The organism is Mesorhizobium sp. YC-39, from assembly GCF_025753795.1.
Classification (GTDB): domain Bacteria; phylum Pseudomonadota; class Alphaproteobacteria; order Rhizobiales; family Rhizobiaceae; genus Mesorhizobium.
In genome coordinates, this window is the sequence record NZ_JAOWPS010000003.1 from 750,453 (window position 1) to 767,668 (window position 17,216).

Annotated in this window: 17 protein-coding genes and 1 pseudogene; 10 read left to right on the forward strand and 8 right to left on the reverse strand. The window is 63.2% G+C overall.

Features of this window, described 5'->3' with window-relative positions; translation table 11 throughout:
- Positions 1 to 59 precede the first annotated feature (59 nt).
- Both OHD62_RS20450 and OHD62_RS20455 read left to right on the forward strand, forming a co-directional pair.
- Positions 60 to 482: a DoxX family protein gene (locus tag OHD62_RS20450; RefSeq protein WP_263785818.1), complete on the forward strand. Its 423-nt coding sequence runs from the start codon at positions 60 to 62 to the stop codon at positions 480 to 482.
- Positions 483 to 625: 143 nt separating this feature from the next.
- The gene (locus OHD62_RS20455) at positions 626 to 1,048 is read left to right on the forward strand and encodes a DoxX family protein (protein WP_263785820.1); all 423 of its coding nucleotides are present in this window, start codon (positions 626 to 628) and stop codon (positions 1,046 to 1,048) included.
- Positions 1,049 to 1,058: 10 nt separating this feature from the next.
- Here the strand turns inward: OHD62_RS20455 and ppx are convergent, their stop codons facing one another.
- Positions 1,059 to 2,594, reverse strand: a complete 1,536-nt coding sequence (gene ppx, locus OHD62_RS20460) for an exopolyphosphatase (protein ID WP_263785822.1) — start codon at positions 2,592 to 2,594, stop codon at positions 1,059 to 1,061.
- Positions 2,594 to 4,795 (reverse strand): RNA degradosome polyphosphate kinase, encoded by a 2,202-nt coding sequence (locus OHD62_RS20465; protein WP_263785824.1) that lies wholly within the window; start codon positions 4,793 to 4,795, stop codon positions 2,594 to 2,596. The genes ppx and OHD62_RS20465 overlap by 1 nt, the downstream gene beginning before the upstream one ends.
- A 247-nt stretch (positions 4,796 to 5,042) precedes the next feature.
- Here OHD62_RS20465 and OHD62_RS20470 point away from each other — a divergent pair, with 247 nt between their 5' ends.
- Positions 5,043 to 5,288, forward strand: coding sequence for a zinc-finger domain-containing protein (locus OHD62_RS20470; RefSeq protein WP_140755724.1), 246 nt, complete (start codon positions 5,043 to 5,045; stop codon positions 5,286 to 5,288).
- A 31-nt stretch (positions 5,289 to 5,319) separates the two neighbouring features.
- Entirely contained in the window at positions 5,320 to 6,576 is a 1,257-nt protein-coding gene (locus tag OHD62_RS20475) for an FAD-dependent monooxygenase (RefSeq protein ID WP_263785830.1), read from the forward strand.
- Between the two features lie 77 nt (positions 6,577 to 6,653).
- Here OHD62_RS20475 and OHD62_RS20480 read toward each other — a convergent pair whose 3' ends face one another.
- The 5 genes from OHD62_RS20480 to OHD62_RS20500 all read right to left on the reverse strand — a co-directional run bounded on the left by OHD62_RS20480 (position 6,654) and on the right by OHD62_RS20500 (position 11,722).
- A complete protein-coding gene (locus OHD62_RS20480) occupies positions 6,654 to 7,322 on the reverse strand; it encodes a TIGR02117 family protein (RefSeq protein ID WP_263785832.1) in 669 nt (222 codons plus the stop codon).
- Between the two features lie 118 nt (positions 7,323 to 7,440).
- Positions 7,441 to 8,190 (reverse strand): amino acid ABC transporter ATP-binding protein, encoded by a 750-nt coding sequence (locus OHD62_RS20485; protein ID WP_263786827.1) that lies wholly within the window; start codon positions 8,188 to 8,190, stop codon positions 7,441 to 7,443.
- A gap of 78 nt (positions 8,191 to 8,268) precedes the next feature.
- Positions 8,269 to 9,426 carry an amino acid ABC transporter permease gene (locus OHD62_RS20490; RefSeq protein ID WP_263785834.1) on the reverse strand — a complete coding sequence of 386 codons (1,158 nt, stop codon included), beginning with the start codon at positions 9,424 to 9,426 and terminating at the stop codon, positions 8,269 to 8,271.
- 4 nt (positions 9,427 to 9,430) lie between these two features.
- A complete protein-coding gene (locus tag OHD62_RS20495; protein WP_263785836.1) occupies positions 9,431 to 10,618 on the reverse strand; it encodes an amino acid ABC transporter permease in 1,188 nt (395 codons plus the stop codon).
- Positions 10,619 to 10,693: 75 nt separating this feature from the next.
- Positions 10,694 to 11,722 (reverse strand): amino acid ABC transporter substrate-binding protein, encoded by a 1,029-nt coding sequence (locus OHD62_RS20500; protein WP_263785838.1) that lies wholly within the window; start codon positions 11,720 to 11,722, stop codon positions 10,694 to 10,696.
- Between the two features lie 443 nt (positions 11,723 to 12,165).
- On the opposite strand from OHD62_RS20500, the gene OHD62_RS20505 reads away from it, so the two are divergent.
- From OHD62_RS20505 to OHD62_RS20525, 5 genes and pseudogenes are all read left to right on the forward strand, one after another.
- Entirely contained in the window at positions 12,166 to 13,335 is a 1,170-nt protein-coding gene (locus OHD62_RS20505) for a cystathionine beta-lyase (RefSeq protein WP_263785839.1), read from the forward strand.
- A gap of 94 nt (positions 13,336 to 13,429) precedes the next feature.
- Positions 13,430 to 13,924: pseudogene (locus tag OHD62_RS20510) on the forward strand (HPP family protein); the annotation flags it as partial.
- Between the two features lie 103 nt (positions 13,925 to 14,027).
- The gene (locus OHD62_RS20515; RefSeq protein WP_263785841.1) at positions 14,028 to 14,696 is read left to right on the forward strand and encodes an RNA polymerase sigma factor; all 669 of its coding nucleotides are present in this window, start codon (positions 14,028 to 14,030) and stop codon (positions 14,694 to 14,696) included.
- 91 nt (positions 14,697 to 14,787) lie between these two features.
- Positions 14,788 to 15,312, forward strand: a complete 525-nt coding sequence (locus tag OHD62_RS20520) for a DUF4142 domain-containing protein (protein WP_263785843.1) — start codon at positions 14,788 to 14,790, stop codon at positions 15,310 to 15,312.
- Positions 15,309 to 15,635: a cupredoxin family copper-binding protein gene (locus OHD62_RS20525; protein ID WP_263785845.1), complete on the forward strand. Its 327-nt coding sequence runs from the start codon at positions 15,309 to 15,311 to the stop codon at positions 15,633 to 15,635. The genes OHD62_RS20520 and OHD62_RS20525 overlap by 4 nt, the downstream gene beginning before the upstream one ends.
- Here the strand turns inward: OHD62_RS20525 and OHD62_RS20530 are convergent.
- Positions 15,581 to 16,495: a crotonase/enoyl-CoA hydratase family protein gene (locus OHD62_RS20530; RefSeq protein WP_263785847.1), complete on the reverse strand. Its 915-nt coding sequence runs from the start codon at positions 16,493 to 16,495 to the stop codon at positions 15,581 to 15,583. The two genes, OHD62_RS20525 and OHD62_RS20530, sit on opposite strands and share 55 nt — an antisense overlap.
- 83 nt (positions 16,496 to 16,578) lie before the next feature.
- Between OHD62_RS20530 and OHD62_RS20535 the strand changes: the two genes are divergently transcribed.
- Positions 16,579 to 17,160, forward strand: coding sequence for a TetR/AcrR family transcriptional regulator (locus OHD62_RS20535; protein ID WP_263785850.1), 582 nt, complete (start codon positions 16,579 to 16,581; stop codon positions 17,158 to 17,160).
- The last annotated feature ends 56 nt before the right edge of the window (positions 17,161 to 17,216 follow it).

The following is a 17,216-nucleotide window of genomic DNA, read 5'->3' on the forward strand; positions in this document are numbered from 1 at the left end:
GGTGAACAGTCGGGCTCCTCTATCTCAGGAGGGATTGTAACCTTCCGGAGAGACCCGCCATGTCCATCAACACTTCAGTTGCCGCTTCCGGCACCACATCCAACAATTCCGTCACGATCCTGCTCGGCCGCATCCTGCTGTCCGTCATTTTCCTGCTTTCCGGTTTCGGCAAGCTCACCGCGATTGCCGGCACCGCTGGCTATTTCGGCAGCCTCGGTCTGCCGCTGCCGACCGTAACCGCCATTGTCGTCGGCCTGATCGAGCTGGTCGGCGGCCTTGCCATCCTGGTCGGCTTCCAGACGCGAATCGCAGCCTGGGTGCTGGCGATCTTCACCGTCGCCACGGGCCTGGTTGCCCATACCGGCTGGGCCGATCAAATGCAGATGATCAGCTTCATGAAGAACCTGGGGATTGCCGGCGGCTTCCTCGTGCTGGCTTCCTCGGGCGCCGGCTCGCTCTCGGTCGACGCCAAGCGCGGCTAAAACAGACCGGAGATTTCCACGGCAAAAGGGGCGCGGAATTTTCCGCGCCCCTTTTTCGTTGTCTGTGCATGCGCCCCGACCTGCAGTGTCTGCTAGACTGGATACCTGAACAGGCCAACCCGTCCGCCGAAACGGAGGTGACCATGCCTCGTAATGTGCTGCTTCTCATGTCCCGGCTGCTGCTCGCCGCGCTGTTTGTCCCGTCCGGATTCCACGCGCTTGCCGATATTGCCGGCACCTCAGGCTATTTTGCCGGGCTCGGCCTGCCGCTGCCGACGCTTGTGGCCTGGGCGACCGGCCTGTTCGAGCTGATCGCCGGGCTCGCCATAGCAGTCGGTTTCAAGACGCCGATCGTGGCGCCGCTGCTCGCCGCCTTTTGCATTGCCGCCGGCTTCATTGGCCATTACGGCCAAGGCGGCGGCGATCCGACGCTGACGTTCCTGCATTCACAGATGCTGATGAAGGACATTGCCATCGCTGGCGGTTTTCTGGCGCTGGCGATGGCAGGCGCCGGGGCGTACTCAATCGACGGTCGAGCGTTTGGAATCGGCGCCGACGTCACGTGACCGAAACGACCTATTTCACCGAAACGCCAGCGCCACCCTCTACCGCCAGCACCAGCCGGCGGTTGGTTACTCTCGCCAGTTGCGCCAGGCGCCCGGCCGGCCGCTCACCGTAAAGGTCGGCCAGCGGCGCCGGCAGCACCAGCGCCAACGCCCCATTGGCGCGATTTTCCCATTTCAGCCGCGGCATGACGCCAGGCATCGCCGCGGTCAGCAGGTAGACGACGCGCATCGTGGCGGCCAGCACACGGGCGCGCTCGAGGTAGCGCGGGCTCGCCAACGCCTTGATTTCGGGCGCGATGGATTCGTTGAAGATACCATCGTGGCGATAGGCATTGGTCAGCGCCAGGAAGGCGCGGCCGGGATGGTCGACGCCGATGAAGGAGGCGTGAGCGATGATGTTGAGCGACTGCCTGCCGCGATATTCGGGATGCGCGCGCCAACCGATGTCGGCAAGCAGGCAAGCCGCCTGTCGGTAGCGCGTCTCGTTCTCGGTCTCGTCCAGCCCGAAGGCGGCAAAGGTCTTGCCCGTCCATTCGACCAGCTCATGCGCATGGGTGACTGAGCGCGAGCGCAGCCGGGCGAGTTCCTCCGAGGCGGAAATCAGCGGATCGGCCTTCTGCTCGGTCTTATCGAGCAGCGAATAGAGAAAGCCTTCGCGCACGCCGAGTGCCGAGACGATGATCCTGGACGGCTGCATCACCGCCATGATCTCCTGCAGCACGATGGCGCCGTAAGGCAGCAGCGAGCGGCGGTTCTTCGAGACGCCCTCGATACCCTTCACCTTCTCGATCTCGCCCTTGGCCACCTGCTTGAGGAAGCTGGCAGCGCTGTCGATGCCGATCTCGTAATGGTGCATGACGGCCAGCGGATAGTTGGTCATTTCCATGTGCAGCCGGGCGAGGTTTCGCCAGGTGCCGCCGACCGCATAGAATGGCCGGCCCTGCCCGCCTTTCAGCAATTTGGCCTTGGCGAGCTCGTCGCGCGTGATCTTTGCTGCCTGAGCCAGCGAATTCTTCGCCATATCCTGCAAGCGCAGGCCGCCCAGCGGCAGCGTGATGCCGTCGCCGATCGCCTCGCCTTCGACATCGACCAGTTCGAGGCTGCCGCCGCCAAGGTCGCCGGCAATGCCGTCGGCCGGATGGAAGCCGGAAATGACGCCGAGCGCCGAATAATGGGCCTCCTGGCGCCCGCTCAGTACCTGGACTTCGGTCTTGAGCACGTCTTCGGCGCGGTGGATGAAGTCGGGACCGTTGACCGCCTCGCGGGCAGCGGCGGTCGCCAGCACATACATGCGCTCGGCGCCGGCCTGTTCGGAGAGCGCGCGGAACCGCCGGAACTCCTCCATCGAGCGGGTCACGCCCTCGGGGTCGAGCTTTCCGGTCGAAACGATGCCACGGCCAAGGCCGGCAAGCATCTTTTCGTTGAACAAGGTGGTCGGCGAGCGCGCCAGCCCCTCATAGACGACAAGACGGATCGAGTTCGACCCGATGTCGATGATGGACAGCGGTCGGCGATCCTGAAGCCGGCCCTGGGACGTTGAAATCATCAGCTGGTCGCTGCGCCGTTTTTCTTGCGGCGCTTGAACTGCGCGATGCGCTTGGGCGCGTGCGACTTCAGCGCATCGCCCCGTCCGGACAGGCTCGGATTGGTCATGAAATATTCCTGCGCGTTGAACGGTTCCTCGCCCTCCTCCAGCACGACGCGCCGGGAGGTTCCGTCAGCCAATACGTCGAAACTTTGCTGGTTGTCCATGATATTGCCCAGCATGATCTGGCCAAGAACCTGTTCATGCACAGTTGGATTGGTGATCGGCACCATGGTCTCGACGCGGCGATCGAGATTGCGCGGCATCAGGTCGGCCGATGAGATGTAGACGATCGCCCCGTCCGACGGCAGGCCATGACCGTTGCCAAAGCAATAGATGCGGCTGTGCTCGAGGAAACGGCCGACGATCGACTTGACCCTGATGTTCTCCGACAGGCCCGGCACCTGCGGCCTCAGGCAGCAGATGCCGCGCACGACGAGGTCGATCTCGACGCCGGCACGGCTGGCATCATAGAGCGCGTCGATGATGATCGGATCGACGAGCGAATTCATTTTCATCCAGATGCGCGCCGGCCGGCCTTCCAGCGCGTGGCCAATCTCGTCGGAAATGTGCTTGAGGATGCGGTTACGCAGCGTGAAAGGCGAGATCGCCAGACGCATTTCCTCGGCGGGCTCGGCATAGCCGGTGATGAAATTGAACAGCTGGGCGACATCGCGGGCGATCGTCGGATCGGTGGTGAAGAAGGACAGGTCGGTGTAGATGCGCGCGGTGACCGGATGGTAGTTGCCGGTGCCGAGATGCACATAGTTGCGCAGCTTGCCGTCCTCGCGCCGCACCACCAGCGACATCTTGGCGTGGGTCTTCAGTTCGAGGAAGCCGAACACGACCTGGACGCCGGCGCGCTCGAGGTCGCGCGCCCAGCGGATATTGGCTTCCTCATCGAAGCGGGCCTTGAGCTCGACCAGCGCCGTCACCGATTTTCCTGCCTCTGCCGCGTCGACCAGAGCGCGCACGATCGGGCTGTCGTTGGAGGTGCGGTAGAGCGTCTGCTTGATCGCCACCACTTCCGGGTCGGCCATCGCCTGGCGCAGGAACTGCACGACCACGTCGAAGGATTCATACGGGTGGTGAACAACGATGTCCTTTTCGCGAATGGCGGCGAAACAGTCGCCGCCATGCTCGCGGATGCGCTCTGGGAAGCGCGGATTGTAAGGCCTGAACTTGAGATCGTCGCGGGGGACGGCGACGATCTCGGAAATCTGGCTAAGCGCCAGCGGACCGGTGAGCACGCTGATACGGCTCGACGACACGCCAAGCTCGCCGGCGACGAAGTCGCGCAGTTCGGCGGGCATCAAAATGTCGAACTCGATCCGAATAACCGAGCCGCGGCGCCGCCGCTTCAGCGCCGTCTCGAACAGGCGCACGAGATCCTCGGACTCCTCCTCGACCTCGATATCGCTGTCACGGATGATGCGGAACGTGCCGGAACCCTTGACCTCGTAGCCAGGGAACAGCTTGCCGATATAGAGGCCGACTGCCTCTTCGAGCGGGATGAAGCGGACATGCTGCTTGCGGTCCGGCAGACGGATGAAGCGCTTCAGCGCCACCGGCAGGCGCAAAAGCGCGCTCATCTCCTCGCCATTCTTGCGGTGACGCAACTGCAGCGCCATCGAGAAGCCGAGATTGGGAATGAAGGGGAATGGATGCGCCGGGTCGATCGATAGCGGGGTCAGCACTGGAAAGACCTGCTCCTGGAAATGGTCCTCCAGCCAGGTCTTTTCATCCTTGGTCAGGCCATCGCGGGTGATGCTCTCTATGCCCTCCTTGTTGAGCAGCAGCATCAACGCCGAGAGGCTGCTCTGCTGGTCCTCCTGCAGGCGCTCGACCTCGCGCAGCAACTGTTCGAGCTGCTGCTCGGGCGTGCGGCCGTCGGGGCTCTTCAGCGCGATACCCTCGCGCACCTGGCCGGCGAGGCCGGCGACGCGGACCATGAAGAACTCGTCGAGATTGGCCGCCGATATCGACAGGAAGCGGACACGCTCGAGCAGCGGATGATTGACGTTCTGCGATTCCTCAAGGACGCGCCGGTTGAACTGCAGCCAGGAAAACTCGCGATTGACGAAACGGTCCGGATTGCCGCCTTCGGGGCTTGCCGTCTCGACGTTGATGAATTCGCTCTGGACCGGCTTCAGTTCGTTCATGGTTCCTGCTTTTCCCCCGCGCTCAGCCTGCTGAAGCGCCGCGCGTCCCTTCGGGCGCGCAAAGGCCGCTCTACCCAATATGAGGCGACGCACGATCCCCAGCGAAAACCGAAATCGGTTTTCGGAGTCATGCGTTATCCGGCTTAGCTTATCCTCTGACAGGCTTTTGCGACAGTTTCATTTCATCGATCTTGCAAAGAGACCGGTTATGATCCAGATGCAATTGCACGATATGAAGGAGATGACGATGGCAGGCGGTTCCATTCCCCACTTCCAGAACGATGCGGGCCATCCGGCAATCGACATCGGCGTCAAGGAATTCATGTGCACCGGCGCCAACCCGCCTTTCGACCATCCGCATGTGTTCCTCGACATGGGCGACGACAATGAAAAAGTCTGTCCCTATTGCTCGACGCTCTATCGCTATTCACCGAAGCTGAAGGCGACGGAAACGCAGCCGGCGGGATGCCTGTATATCGACCAGGCTGCCTGAAGCGCCTGCCACGCCCCCCTCTGCCACGCCCATGGACGACTCGCGGTCCCGGCAGGTCCTCATCGCCGGGGCTGGCATTGCCGGACTGACCGCAGCACTGGCATTTTCCGAACGCGGCTACCTGGTGCGGCTGTTCGAACAGGCGCCGCGCCTCGAGGCGGCCGGCGCCGGCATCCAGCTTTCACCCAATGCGACACGCATTCTTCGCCAGCTCGGCGTGCTCGAGCAGCTGTTGCCGGCGGCGGTGCGGCCGGAGGCGGTCGTGCTCAGGGATGCCGCCACCTTGCGCGAGCTGGCGCGGGTGCCGCTTGGCGAAGCTGCCGAAAGGCGCTGGCAGGCGCCCTATCTCGTCGCCCACCGCGCCGACCTGCAAGGCGCGTTGATGACGCGGTTGACCGAACGGCCCGACATCAGCCTCGTCACCGATGCGCGCGTCAGCGGCGTCGTCCCGGGGCCGCATGTAACGGCGACGGCCGAGATTGCCGGCAACACCGTCGAAGCCGGTGGCTTTCTGCTGATCGGGGCCGATGGCGTCTGGTCGAACATCCGCAATCTCAGCGCTTCGGCCAGGAGCGGGTCGGCTGGGAGCGGAGCCCAAAGCGCCTCAAGCCGGTTTTCGGGCGAGCTTGCCTGGCGCGCCACGGTTCGAGCCGACAGCGCTGCCGGAGAAGCCTTTGCGGCGGTGGGCTCCGCCAATTGCGTGACCACCTTCCTGCATCCCGGATTCCATATGGTCGCCTATCCCGTCAGCCGTGGCAGGGCGTTCAACATGGTCGCCTTCACCGCGGGTGAGATCATGGCCGAGAGCTGGTCCGGCCGCGCCGACCCGGAGATTCTCGCCGGCGCTATGCGCGGCACGGCTGCAGCGCTGGTTCGGCTTGCCGAGGATGCCGGTCCGTGGACCGCATGGCCGATCCATACCGTAGACAAGCGCCAGCCCTGGACGACACCCGGCGGGATCGCGCTGATCGGCGACGCGGCGCATGCCATGACGCCGTTTGCGGCGCAGGGCGCGGCAATGGCGATAGAGGACGCCGCAACCCTTGCCGGTTTTGTCGCCGCCTCGCCCGCCGATCCCGCGGCCGCGCTTGCGGCCTGGGAAAAGATGCGACGGCCGCGCGTCGCCAAGGTCGCCCGCCGCGGCGCGCTCAACCGTCTCGCCTGGCACGCTTCGGGCCCGGTGGCGGTCGCCCGCAATCTGTTCCTGAGATTGCGAGGGCCGGAAAGGCTCGGGGCGGATTTGGACTGGCTTTATGGGTGGCGGGCACCGGAGGCTGGTGCGCGATGATAGGCTCGATAGGGCGGACAGAGGGGGCGCGAAGGAATGAGGCGGCTCGCATTCGACAGCTGCGCCCACACCAACCGTCAATTATACAGCCGCATCGACAGGCCGAGCGAGGCCGGTAGCGGGTTCCACCAGCCTGTGCGCAGGCCGGCGGTGCGCAAGGCCGCCGCCGTCCAGGTGTTGCAGCCGACCAAGGCGTTGAAACGGCCGTTCGCCTCGTAGAAGCGATCGAAACGAGAATGGGCGGTATTCTCGACCACGATCGGGCCGTTTGGCCCTTGCTGGAAACTCGCCGCGATGAAATCGAGCAGTGCTGCAAAACGCTCCTCGCCGATGTCGAAACCGGCGACATCAGGATGCGGCTCCGCGATGGCGCCGGCGACATCGACATGCATCACCGAAGCGTCCGATGTTAGCGCCTTCATCACCGGCACGGCTTTGAGCTCCGACCAGGTCGGCGTCTCCAGATAGAAGGCACGGCCACCCCAGCCGAAGACGATGTAACGGACCTCCGCCGCGTCGGCCGGAATGCCGGCATCGACCAGGAAACCGAAGCGCTGGCGCACGCGGTCGTCGACAGGAATGGCGATATCGGTGTGAATCTGGTTCTTCAGCACGAGGATGTGCCGCGTCGTGGCAGGATTGGCGGCGGCCGCTTGCCATAGCGGCTGCGGCACCAGCGTGCCCAGTGTCACGGCAAGCACGATTGCCACTGCCAATATGCCGAGAAAACGCCCGACCTTTTTCATCCGGCGCGGCCTTGCAATCTGGCCCCGACGCAGTGGGGCGCGATCGCCGGCAGGCCATCGGGACGCAAAAGAACCCGGCCGGGGTCCGGCCGGGCTCTTTCGATCTGCATGAGACCGATCAGTGCAGGATCTGCGACAGGAACAGTTTCGTGCGCTCGTGGCGCGGATGGTCGAAGAACTCGGCCGGCGTGTTCTGCTCGACGATCTGGCCCTGATCCATGAAGATCACCCGATTGGCGACCTTGCGGGCAAAGCCCATCTCATGTGTAACGCAGAGCATGGTCATGCCCTCTTCGGCCAGCCCGACCATGGTCTCCAGCACTTCCTTGATCATTTCCGGGTCGAGTGCGGAGGTCGGCTCATCGAACAGCATGATGCGCGGGTTCATGCACAGCGAACGGGCGATGGCGACGCGCTGCTGCTGACCACCGGAAAGCTGGCCGGGATATTTGTTGGCCTGTTCGGGGATCTTGACGCGCTTGAGGAAGTGCATGGCGATTTCGTCAGCCTGCTTCTTCGGCGTCTTGCGCACCCAGATCGGCGCCAGCGTGCAGTTCTCCAGGATAGTCAGATGCGGGAACAGATTGAAGTGCTGGAACACCATGCCGACCTCGCGACGCACCTCGTCGATCTTCTTCAGATCGTTGGTCAATTCCTTGCCGTCGACGATGATCTTGCCCTTCTGGTGCTCCTCCAGCCGGTTGATGCAGCGGATCATCGTCGATTTGCCCGAGCCCGAAGGGCCGCAGATGACGATGCGCTCACCGCGCATCACCTTCAGATTGATGTCCTTCAGCACATGGAATTCGCCATACCATTTGTGCATGGCGATGATGTCGATGGCGACATCGGTGTCGGAGATGTGCATCTTGGCGGCGTTGACCTTGATCTCTTCCGCGCTGACGGCATTTTCGATGGCCATGACAGGGTTCCCTTGTTCTTTTGTTTAGCGTTTGTGGCCGGTGTCGAGCCGGCGTTCCGTGTACATTGAATAGCGCGACATGCCGAAGCAGAACAGCCAGAAGACGAAGGCGGCGAACACCAGGCCTGACCTGGCCGTCTGCGGCGTTGCCCAATTGGCGTCGGAGAAGTTCTGTTTGACGATGCCGAGCAGGTCGAAGATCGAGATGATAAGGACCAGGCTGGTGTCCTTGAACATGCCGATGAAGGTGTTGACGATGCCTGGAATAACCAGCTTCACCGCCTGCGGCAGCACGATCAGGCCCATCTTTTGCCAGTAGCCGAGGCCGAGCGAATCCGCGCCCTCATACTGGCCCTTGGGGATCGCCTGCAAGCCGCCGCGTATCACCTCGGCCATATAGGCCGCGGCGAACAACGACACGCCGATCAGCGCCCTGAGAAACTTGTCGAAGGTGACGCCGGCTGGCAGGAACAGCGGCAGCATGACGCTGGCCATGAACAGCACGGTGATCAGCGGGATGCCGCGCACCGTCTCGATGAAGATAATGCACAGCATCTTGACGATCGGCATCTTCGAGCGCCGGCCAAGCGCCAGCACGATGCCGACCGGCAGCGACACGGCAATGCCGACGAAAGACAGGCTGAGCGTCACCAAGAGCCCGCCCCACCGCGAGGTCTCGACATGCGGCAGGCCGAACGTGCCGCCGACCAGCAGGACGAAGGAAACGATCGGCAGCACCAGGAACAGCAGGATGGCGTTCAAACCCTTGCGCGGTATGCGCGGGATCAGCATCGGCACCAGCAGCGCCACGAACAGGATGGCGACCACGATCGGCCGCCAGCGTTCCTCGATCGGATAGGTGCCGAACATGAACTGGCCGAACTTGGCGTTGACGAAGGCCCAGCAGGCGCCGCTCCAGCCATCCGACTGGATGCCGCCCTGCGCCACCGTGGCGCAGACGGTGCGGTCCGGCCCCGTCCACTGGGCGTTGATGAAGGCCCAGTTGATGATCTGCGGCAGGATCATCGCGACCAATGCGATACCGATGATGGTCAGGATGGCGTCGCCGACCGAACCGACCAGGTTCGTGCGCACCCAGGCTCCCATACCGCGCACGCTAGCCGGCGCCGGCTGTGCCAACGCCATTTCGGTGCGCACCCAGGACATGTCGTGTTCCTGCATGGCCTTACCTCTCCACCAGCGCCATTCTGGCATTGACCAAGTTCATGACGGCCGAGGTCACCAGGCTGAGTACGAGATAGACGGCCATCATGATCAGCACGCCCTCGACCGCCTGGCCGGTCTGGTTGAGCACGGTACCCGCCGTGGCGGTCAGATCTGGATAGCCGATGGCGATCGCCAGAGAAGAATTCTTGGTCAGGTTAAGATACTGGCTGGTCAGCGGCGGAATGATGATGCGCATGGCCTGCGGAACGACGACCAGCCGCAGGATCGAACCCGACCGCAGCCCAACCGCGGCGGCGGCTTCGGTCTGGCCCTTGCTGACGCCCCTGATGCCAGCGCGCACGATCTCGGCAATGAAGGCGGCCGTATAACAGGATAGCGCCAGGTAAAGCGACAGGAACTCGGGGCTGACCTGGAAGCCACCCGTCAGGTTGAAGGTCGATTGCTTTGGATAATCAAAGCTCAAGGGGAAGCCGCTCAGCGCATAGGCAAGCAGCGGCAGCCCGACGATCAGCGCGGTGGAAGTCCAGAACACCGGGAATTGCTGGCCGGTCGCCATCTGCCGCTGATGCGCCTTGCGGGCGACAAACCACGCCATGGCGATGCCGACAAGCAAGGCAACGAAGATCAGCCAGGAGCCGTCGCCCCATAAGGCGCGCGGAAAGTAGAAGCCGCGCTGGTTGAGAAAAGAGCCGAACGGCAGGTGGATGCTGTCGCGTGGCGGTGGCAGCACCGCAAGCACGCCGGAATACCAGAAGAAGATGACCAGCAGTGGCGGGATGTTGCGAAACACCTCGACATAGACCGTGCAGATCTTACGGATCAGCCAATTGTGCGAAAGCCGGCCGATGCCGATGATGAAGCCGATGATGGTCGCGGTGATGATGCCGACGACGGCAACGATCACGGTATTGATCAAGCCGACCAAAATGGCGCGGCCATAGGTCGAATCCGATGAATAAGCGATAGCGCTCTCGCTTATGTCGAAACCGGCGCGACCCTTGAGGAAGCCGAAGCCTGAAGCAATGTGCAGGCGCGTCAGATTGGCAATGACGTTTTGGGCGATCCACCAGACGCCCGCCACCAGCAAGACGACGACCAGCGCCTGAAAGAAGAGACTGCGTACCTTCGGATCGTTGACGAAGGAACCACGGCTTGGCTCCTCGCGAAGAATTTCCTGCGATGCCATTCGACCCTCCTGGCGACCATCCCCTGGAAAGAGAAACCGGAAGGCAGACGATCTGCCTTCCGGATCACATCTCGATCAGCGGATTGGCGGAGCGTATTGCAGGCCGCCCTTGGTCCACAGCGCGTTGATGCCGCGCGCGATCTTCAGCGGGCTGCCCGAACCGACATTGCGCTCGAACAGTTCGCCGTAATTGCCGACGGCCTTCACGATGTTGACGACCCAGTCGTTGGAGACGCCAAGATCGGTGCCGATCTTGGTATCCGCTTCCTGGCCGAGCACGCGCTTGATCTCGGGATTGTCCGAGGTCTTCATCTCCTCGACATTGGCCTTGGTGATGCCGAGTTCCTCTGCCTGCAACAGCGCGAAATAAGTCCACTTGACGATGTGGTACCACTGGTCGTCGCCCTGGCGCACGGCCGGTCCGAGCGGCTCCTTGGAGATGATTTCGGGCAGCACGACATGGTCGGCAGGTGCTGCGAGCGTCAGGCGGATGCCGTAGAGGCCGGACTGGTCGGTGGTGTAGACGTCGCAGCGGCCTGCGTCATAGGCGGCGTTGACCTCTTCCAGCTTTTCGAAGACGACCGGATTGTACTCCATCTTGTTCGACTTGAAATAGTCGGCAAGGTTGAGCTCGGTGGTGGTGCCGCTCTGCACGCAAACCGCCGCGCCCGAAAGCTGCAGCGCCGAATTGACGCCCGGCAGTTTCTTGGCGTTGATCATGAAGCCCTGGCCGTCATAGTAGGTGACGCCGATGAAGTTCAGGCCAAGTGCTGTGTCGCGGTTGATGGTCCAGGTAGTGTTGCGCGACAGTATGTCGATTTCGCCGGATTGCAGCGCGGTGAAGCGCTCCTTGGCGCTGAGCGGGGTGAACTTGACCTTGGAGCCGTCGCCGAAGACGGCGGCCGCGACTGCGCGGCAGAAATCCGCATCGATGCCTTGCCAGTCACCCTTGTCGTCCGGCGCCGAGAAGCCGGCCAAACCGGTCGAGACACCGCATTGGATGAAGCCCTTGGCCTTGACATCGTCGAGCGTGCTCGCCGATGCGGCCGAAGCCATCACTCCAAGCGTGGCGGCGCCGAGAATGCCGATTGCAATGTGTTTCATGACCCACAGACCCTTTTCTGTTTTCAGGCAAAGCCCGATCTTTTTCCCGTGTGAACGCAGCTCCGGTTCCGGCCCATTTCCGAAACCCCGCATCGTAACCGACGCGATGCCTCCCATTCACAAACTGCATCGAAGGCGATTATTCCTGTGAGGTCAAGGGAAATGACCGAAAGCGAAAGAGTTTGAAAACCAATTGCCTGAAATGCCTGAATTGCAGACAAACGCATCGGAAAGTAGCAAGCCACGCAAACAGAATTGGCAGAATCCGATCGGTGCCAATCCGGGTTTCCCCAAGGGAATTCATCCTTCGGACCTACCGCGCATTACTGCCAATTCGCCAAGAGAGTTGGCGTATTCGAAGTCCGCTGCTTGGCCGATGCCTGGCGGTTGCACGGCCCGTGCCGCCACACTATGGCTAGCGCTTCACCAGAGAGCGAAAAGCAATGGCAAAAAACGGCGACGACATTGGCATCAACACGCGGCTTGCCCACTCGGGCAACAATCCGCACGACTATTTCGGCTTCATCAATCCGCCCGTCGTGCATGCCTCGACCGTGCTCTATCCCAATGCGGCGGCGATGGCGGCGCGCAGCCAGAAATACACCTACGGCTTGCGCGGCACGCCGACCACCGATGCGCTGGCCGCCGCCGTCGACGCGCTGGAGGGTTCGGCCGGCACGATCATGGTGCCTTCGGGCCTGGCGGCGGTGACGGTGCCGTTGCTGGCCTTCCTGTCGTCGGGCGATCATGTCCTGATCGTCGATAGCGTCTATCACCCGACCCGCAATTTCGCCGACACGATGCTGAAACGGCTGGGCGTTGACGTCGAATATTACGATCCGCATGCCGGCGCCGGCATCGCAGCATTGATCAAGCCCAACACAAGGGTGGTGTTCACCGAATCGCCGGCGTCCAATACTTTCGAGGTCCAGGACATACCGGCCATCGCCAAGGCAGCACATGCCGCGGGCGCGATCGTCATGATGGACAACACCTGGGCGACGCCGCTCTACTTCCGCCCGCTCGACCACGGCGTCGACATCTCGATCCACGCGGCGACGAAGTATCCGGCCGGCCATTCCGACGTCCTACTGGGTACGGTTTCGGCCAATGCGGCGTGCTGGAAACAGCTTTGCGAGACCTTCTACACGATGGGGTGCTGCGCCGGACCTGACGACGTCTACCAGGTGTTGCGCGGCCTGCGCACGATGGGCGTGCGCCTCGACCACCATCAGCGCAGCGCACTCGCCATCGCCGGCTGGCTCGAGGGCCAGTCGGGCGTGGCACGCGTCCTGCACCCTGCCCTTCCAAGCCATCCCGACCACGGGTTGTGGAAGCGCGATTTCTGCGGCTCGAGCGGCATCTTTTCGATCGTTCTGGCAGGCGGCGGCCAGAAACAGCAGCACGCCTTCCTCGATGCGCTGAAGATATTCGGCCTCGGCTATTCCTGGGGCGGCTATGAGAGCCTTGCGGTGCCGGTCTTCCTCGGCGACCGCACCGTCGCCAAAGGTCCCTATGACGGACCACTGATCCGCCTGCAGATCGGGCTCGAGGATGTCGACGACCTCAGGGGCGATCTGGCGCGCGGCCTGGCAGCGGCGGCTGCCGCCTGAGACGCTGTTTGCCAAACCGATTCCGCCAATTGGCGTAACATCCTCAAAAGATTGGTGAAAGGCTCGGCGCCACCCGACCATTCGGCGGCGCCACGATGCCGCGCTCGGTGCGCTGGAGGAAACCTTCGACATCGACCGCAACGATCTCGAACGGCTGCTGCGGCAGGTCGAATTGCAGGCGATGGTGCGCTCGCACCGGACCTTGCTGTGCGAAGACATCATGTCGCGTGATGTGATTTCTGTCGATGAGCAGGCGTCAGCCGACGAGGCCCGTCATTTTCTGGTCGACCACAACATCCGCACGCTGCCGGTCGTGGATGGCGAAGCGAGGCTGGTCGGCGCCGTCGGGCTTCGGGAACTGACGCGAGCGGCGGAGGCTGTGAAAAGCGTGACATCGACGGCGGCGACCGCTTCGGCAAGCGCGCCGGTGATGAGCCTGCTGCCCGTGCTCACTGACGGGCGCAGCCACGCTGTCGTTATCGTCGACGACGACCGGCGCATCCTGGGCCTGATCACGCAGACCGATCTCCTGGCGGCGACGGCGCGCACGCAGGCCGCAGACAAGCCGCCAGCGGAAGCGCTACAATAATCACTGGCGGTAAAGATGTTCGGGAACCTTTTCCCGGCAAGGCCATCCAATGTTTCGATCGGGGTTCCGTTCAGGAGATTGGGTCGCGATGAGGAAACTGGCCATGCCAGCTGTTTTGGCGGCAGCGCCTGCCGCGGCGCCCGGCGACATGCAGCTTGTCTGCCGCGCGCTGGCGCGCGAAGGCGATGCCTTCCGCTCGATCATGAAGGCCCACAACCAACGGCTCTACCGCATCGCGCGTGGCGTGGTACGCAATGACAGCGAGGCCGAGGATATCGTCCAGGAGGCCTATGTCAGGGCCTTTGCCAATCTCGATGCCTTTCGCGGCGATGCGTCGCTTGCCACGTGGCTGTCGCGCATCGTCATCAACGAGGCACTCGGCCGTCTGCGCAAGAAGCGGCGAACGGTGGCGCTGCCCGAGAACCGGCAAGCCGAGATCATCCGGTTTCCCCTCAGCGACGATCCGGAGCGGACAATGGCGCAACGGCAGATCCTCCAACTGGTCGAACGGGCAACCGACAGCCTGCCCGATATCTACCGCACCGTGTTCGTGGCGCGCGTTATCGAGGGACTGAGCATGGAAGAGACCGCCGACCTGCTCAGCGTCAAACCGGAGACGGTCAAGACCAGGCTGCATCGGGCGCGTGCCCTGGTGCGCAAGGCGCTGGACGACCAGATTGGCCCGGTGCTGCTCGACGCCTTTCCCTTCGCCGGTCGGCGCTGCGAAAGGCTGACCGAGGCGGTGTTGAAGCGCCTGGGCTTCGAGGACTGATTTTCCCAGGAACGTTTCGCCCCTCCCCGCATCCAATGCGCGTCAACCCAGATGAAGCCCGGCGCGTTCGCGACCGGGCGAAGGAGATGCCATGTTTACCCGATCGACCGTAGCCGTTGCTACCCTGCTCCTCATGGGCGCGGCCCCGCTGGCACAAGCCGCCGACAAGCCGACCGACCCGCAGATCGCCCATATCGCCTACACCGCCGGCGTGATCGACGTCGAGGCGGCCAAGCTGGCGATCGAGAAGTCCAGGAACAAGGAGGTCGTCGACTTCGCCAACGACATGGTGCGCGACCACGAAGCCGTAAATGTCCAGGCGCTCGACCTGGTCAAAAAGCTCAAAGTCACGCCGGAAGACAACGCCACCAGCCAGGCGCTGAGCAAGGCTGCCGCCGACGAGCGGGTCAAGCTCGCCAAGCTCGACGGTGCCGCTTTCGACAAGGCCTATGTCGACAACGAGGTTGCCTACCACAAGCAGGTCAATGGAGCGCTGGAAACCGTGCTGATCCCGTCGGCCGAGAACGCCGAGCTGAAGAGCCTGCTGGAAACCGGGCTGAAGATATTCCAGGGCCATCAACAGCATGCCGAACATGTCGCTGGCATGCTGAAATGAGAACAGCATTGCCGGTGCCGAAACGGTGTCTGTGGATTGCGCTGGCGCTGACGATCGTCGCCGCGCCAGTCCAGGCCGAAACGATCGAGGTGACGATCGACAAGCTTGTCTTCTCGCCAGCCAGCATCGAAGCAAAGGTCGGCGACACGATCGAGTGGGTGAACAAGGACGCGTTCGCCCACACGGCGACCGTCAAGGGCGGCTGGGAGGTGATGATCCCGCCGAAGGCATCGGCGAGCCTGACGCTGAAGACAGCGGAAGCGGTCGACTATTTCTGCCGCTTCCATCCCAACATGAAGGGCCGTCTCGTGGTCTGGCCCTGATCCTGCTCCGCTGCCCCGTCCAGTGCCAGTGAGGCGCGCCTGGCTTCGTCAGGCCGCGTGACATGCGTCCACGAGCCGTCATAGCTCGGCGGGCGCCGCGCGATCCAGGCGTCCAGGCCTTCGCGCAGGTCGGCGGTCGGGGCCATGCGGGCGAACTGCTCGGCCTCGACCAGCAAGCCCTCGGCGATGCTGAGGTTGATGCCGCGCGCTACTGCCGTGAGGATGCTCGCGACTGCCGCCTGCGAGTGGCGGCCGATGCGACGGGCGAGATCGATCGCGGCCGGCATCAGATCCTCATGCGGCACCACCTGGTTGACGAGGCCGAGCTCCAATGCGCGCTGCGGCGAGAATGCCTCACCCGTCAGCAGCAATTCGAGCGCGCGCTTGCGCCCGGCCAGCCGCGGCAAGCGCTGTGTTCCGCCGAAGGTCGGCGGCATGGCAAGATTGATCTCGGGCTTGGCGAAGGAGGCGCGCTCGCTGGCGATGGCGAGTGGCACCGCCTCGGTGATCTCGCAGCCGCCACCAAAGGCGAGGCCATTGACCGCCGCGACGACGGGTTTGCGGAAGGCCTCCAGCCGCGCCGTCAGCCGCTGGCCTCGCGTGACGAAGTCGCGCAGCGCGATATCGGCGCCGCCGGCAATGCTGGCCGAGAATTCGGGAATGTCGCCGCCGGCGGAGAAGGCGCGCTCGCCCGCGCCGGTGAGGACGACCGCATGGACGGCATCGTCGACTTCAATGTCGTCGAGAACCGCAAGCAGCCGGTCGATCAGGGCATAGTTCAAGGCGTTGAGTTTTTCGGGGCGATTGAGGGTGAGCACCGCGATCCCGTCGCAGCTTTCGCTCAGTACAAGGTCGGTCATGTCTTTCCTTTCCGGCATGCGATGGCCGCAAGGGATCAGGTTCCTCATTGTATGTATATTCACTAGTCGGTATACATGGCGGCATGCCTGAAGCCACAAGCCCTACCCGCAAGCGCATTGTCGACGCCGCGACGAAGCTCTTCTATGGCGAAGGCATCGGCCGCGTCAGCGTCGATGCGGTGGCCGAAAAGGCAGGCCTGACCAAACGCACGCTTTACTATCACTTCAAGAGCAAGGACGAGCTGATCGCCGCCTATCTCGATGGCCGCGATCAGCCCAATCTGAAACAGATGGCCGGCTGGTTCGACGACGCCGAAGGCGGCGCGGACAAGAAGGTGGAAGCGATCTTCACCAATCTGGCGCGCGCGGCCCGCCATCCCAAATGGAAAGGCTGCGGCTTCCTGCGCACGGCGGCGGAACTGGCCTCAATGCCTGGACATCCCGCGGTCAAGGCCGGGGCGCGGCACAAGACCAGGTTCGAGACATGGCTGGCCGGCGAATTGTCGACCCAAGGCATCGGTGAGCCGCAAATACTGGCGCGCGAGATCGTGCTGCTCATGGACGGGGCCTTCTCGATCATGCTTATCCACCGCAATCCCGACTATGTCGAAGCGGCCGGACGCGCGGCCGGTGTGTTGGTCAAGGTGAGGATGGGGGCGGCTTAGATATCGGCCTCCAACGCCTCGGTCTCAATGAACTGCCGGTGAGCGCCATACCTTCT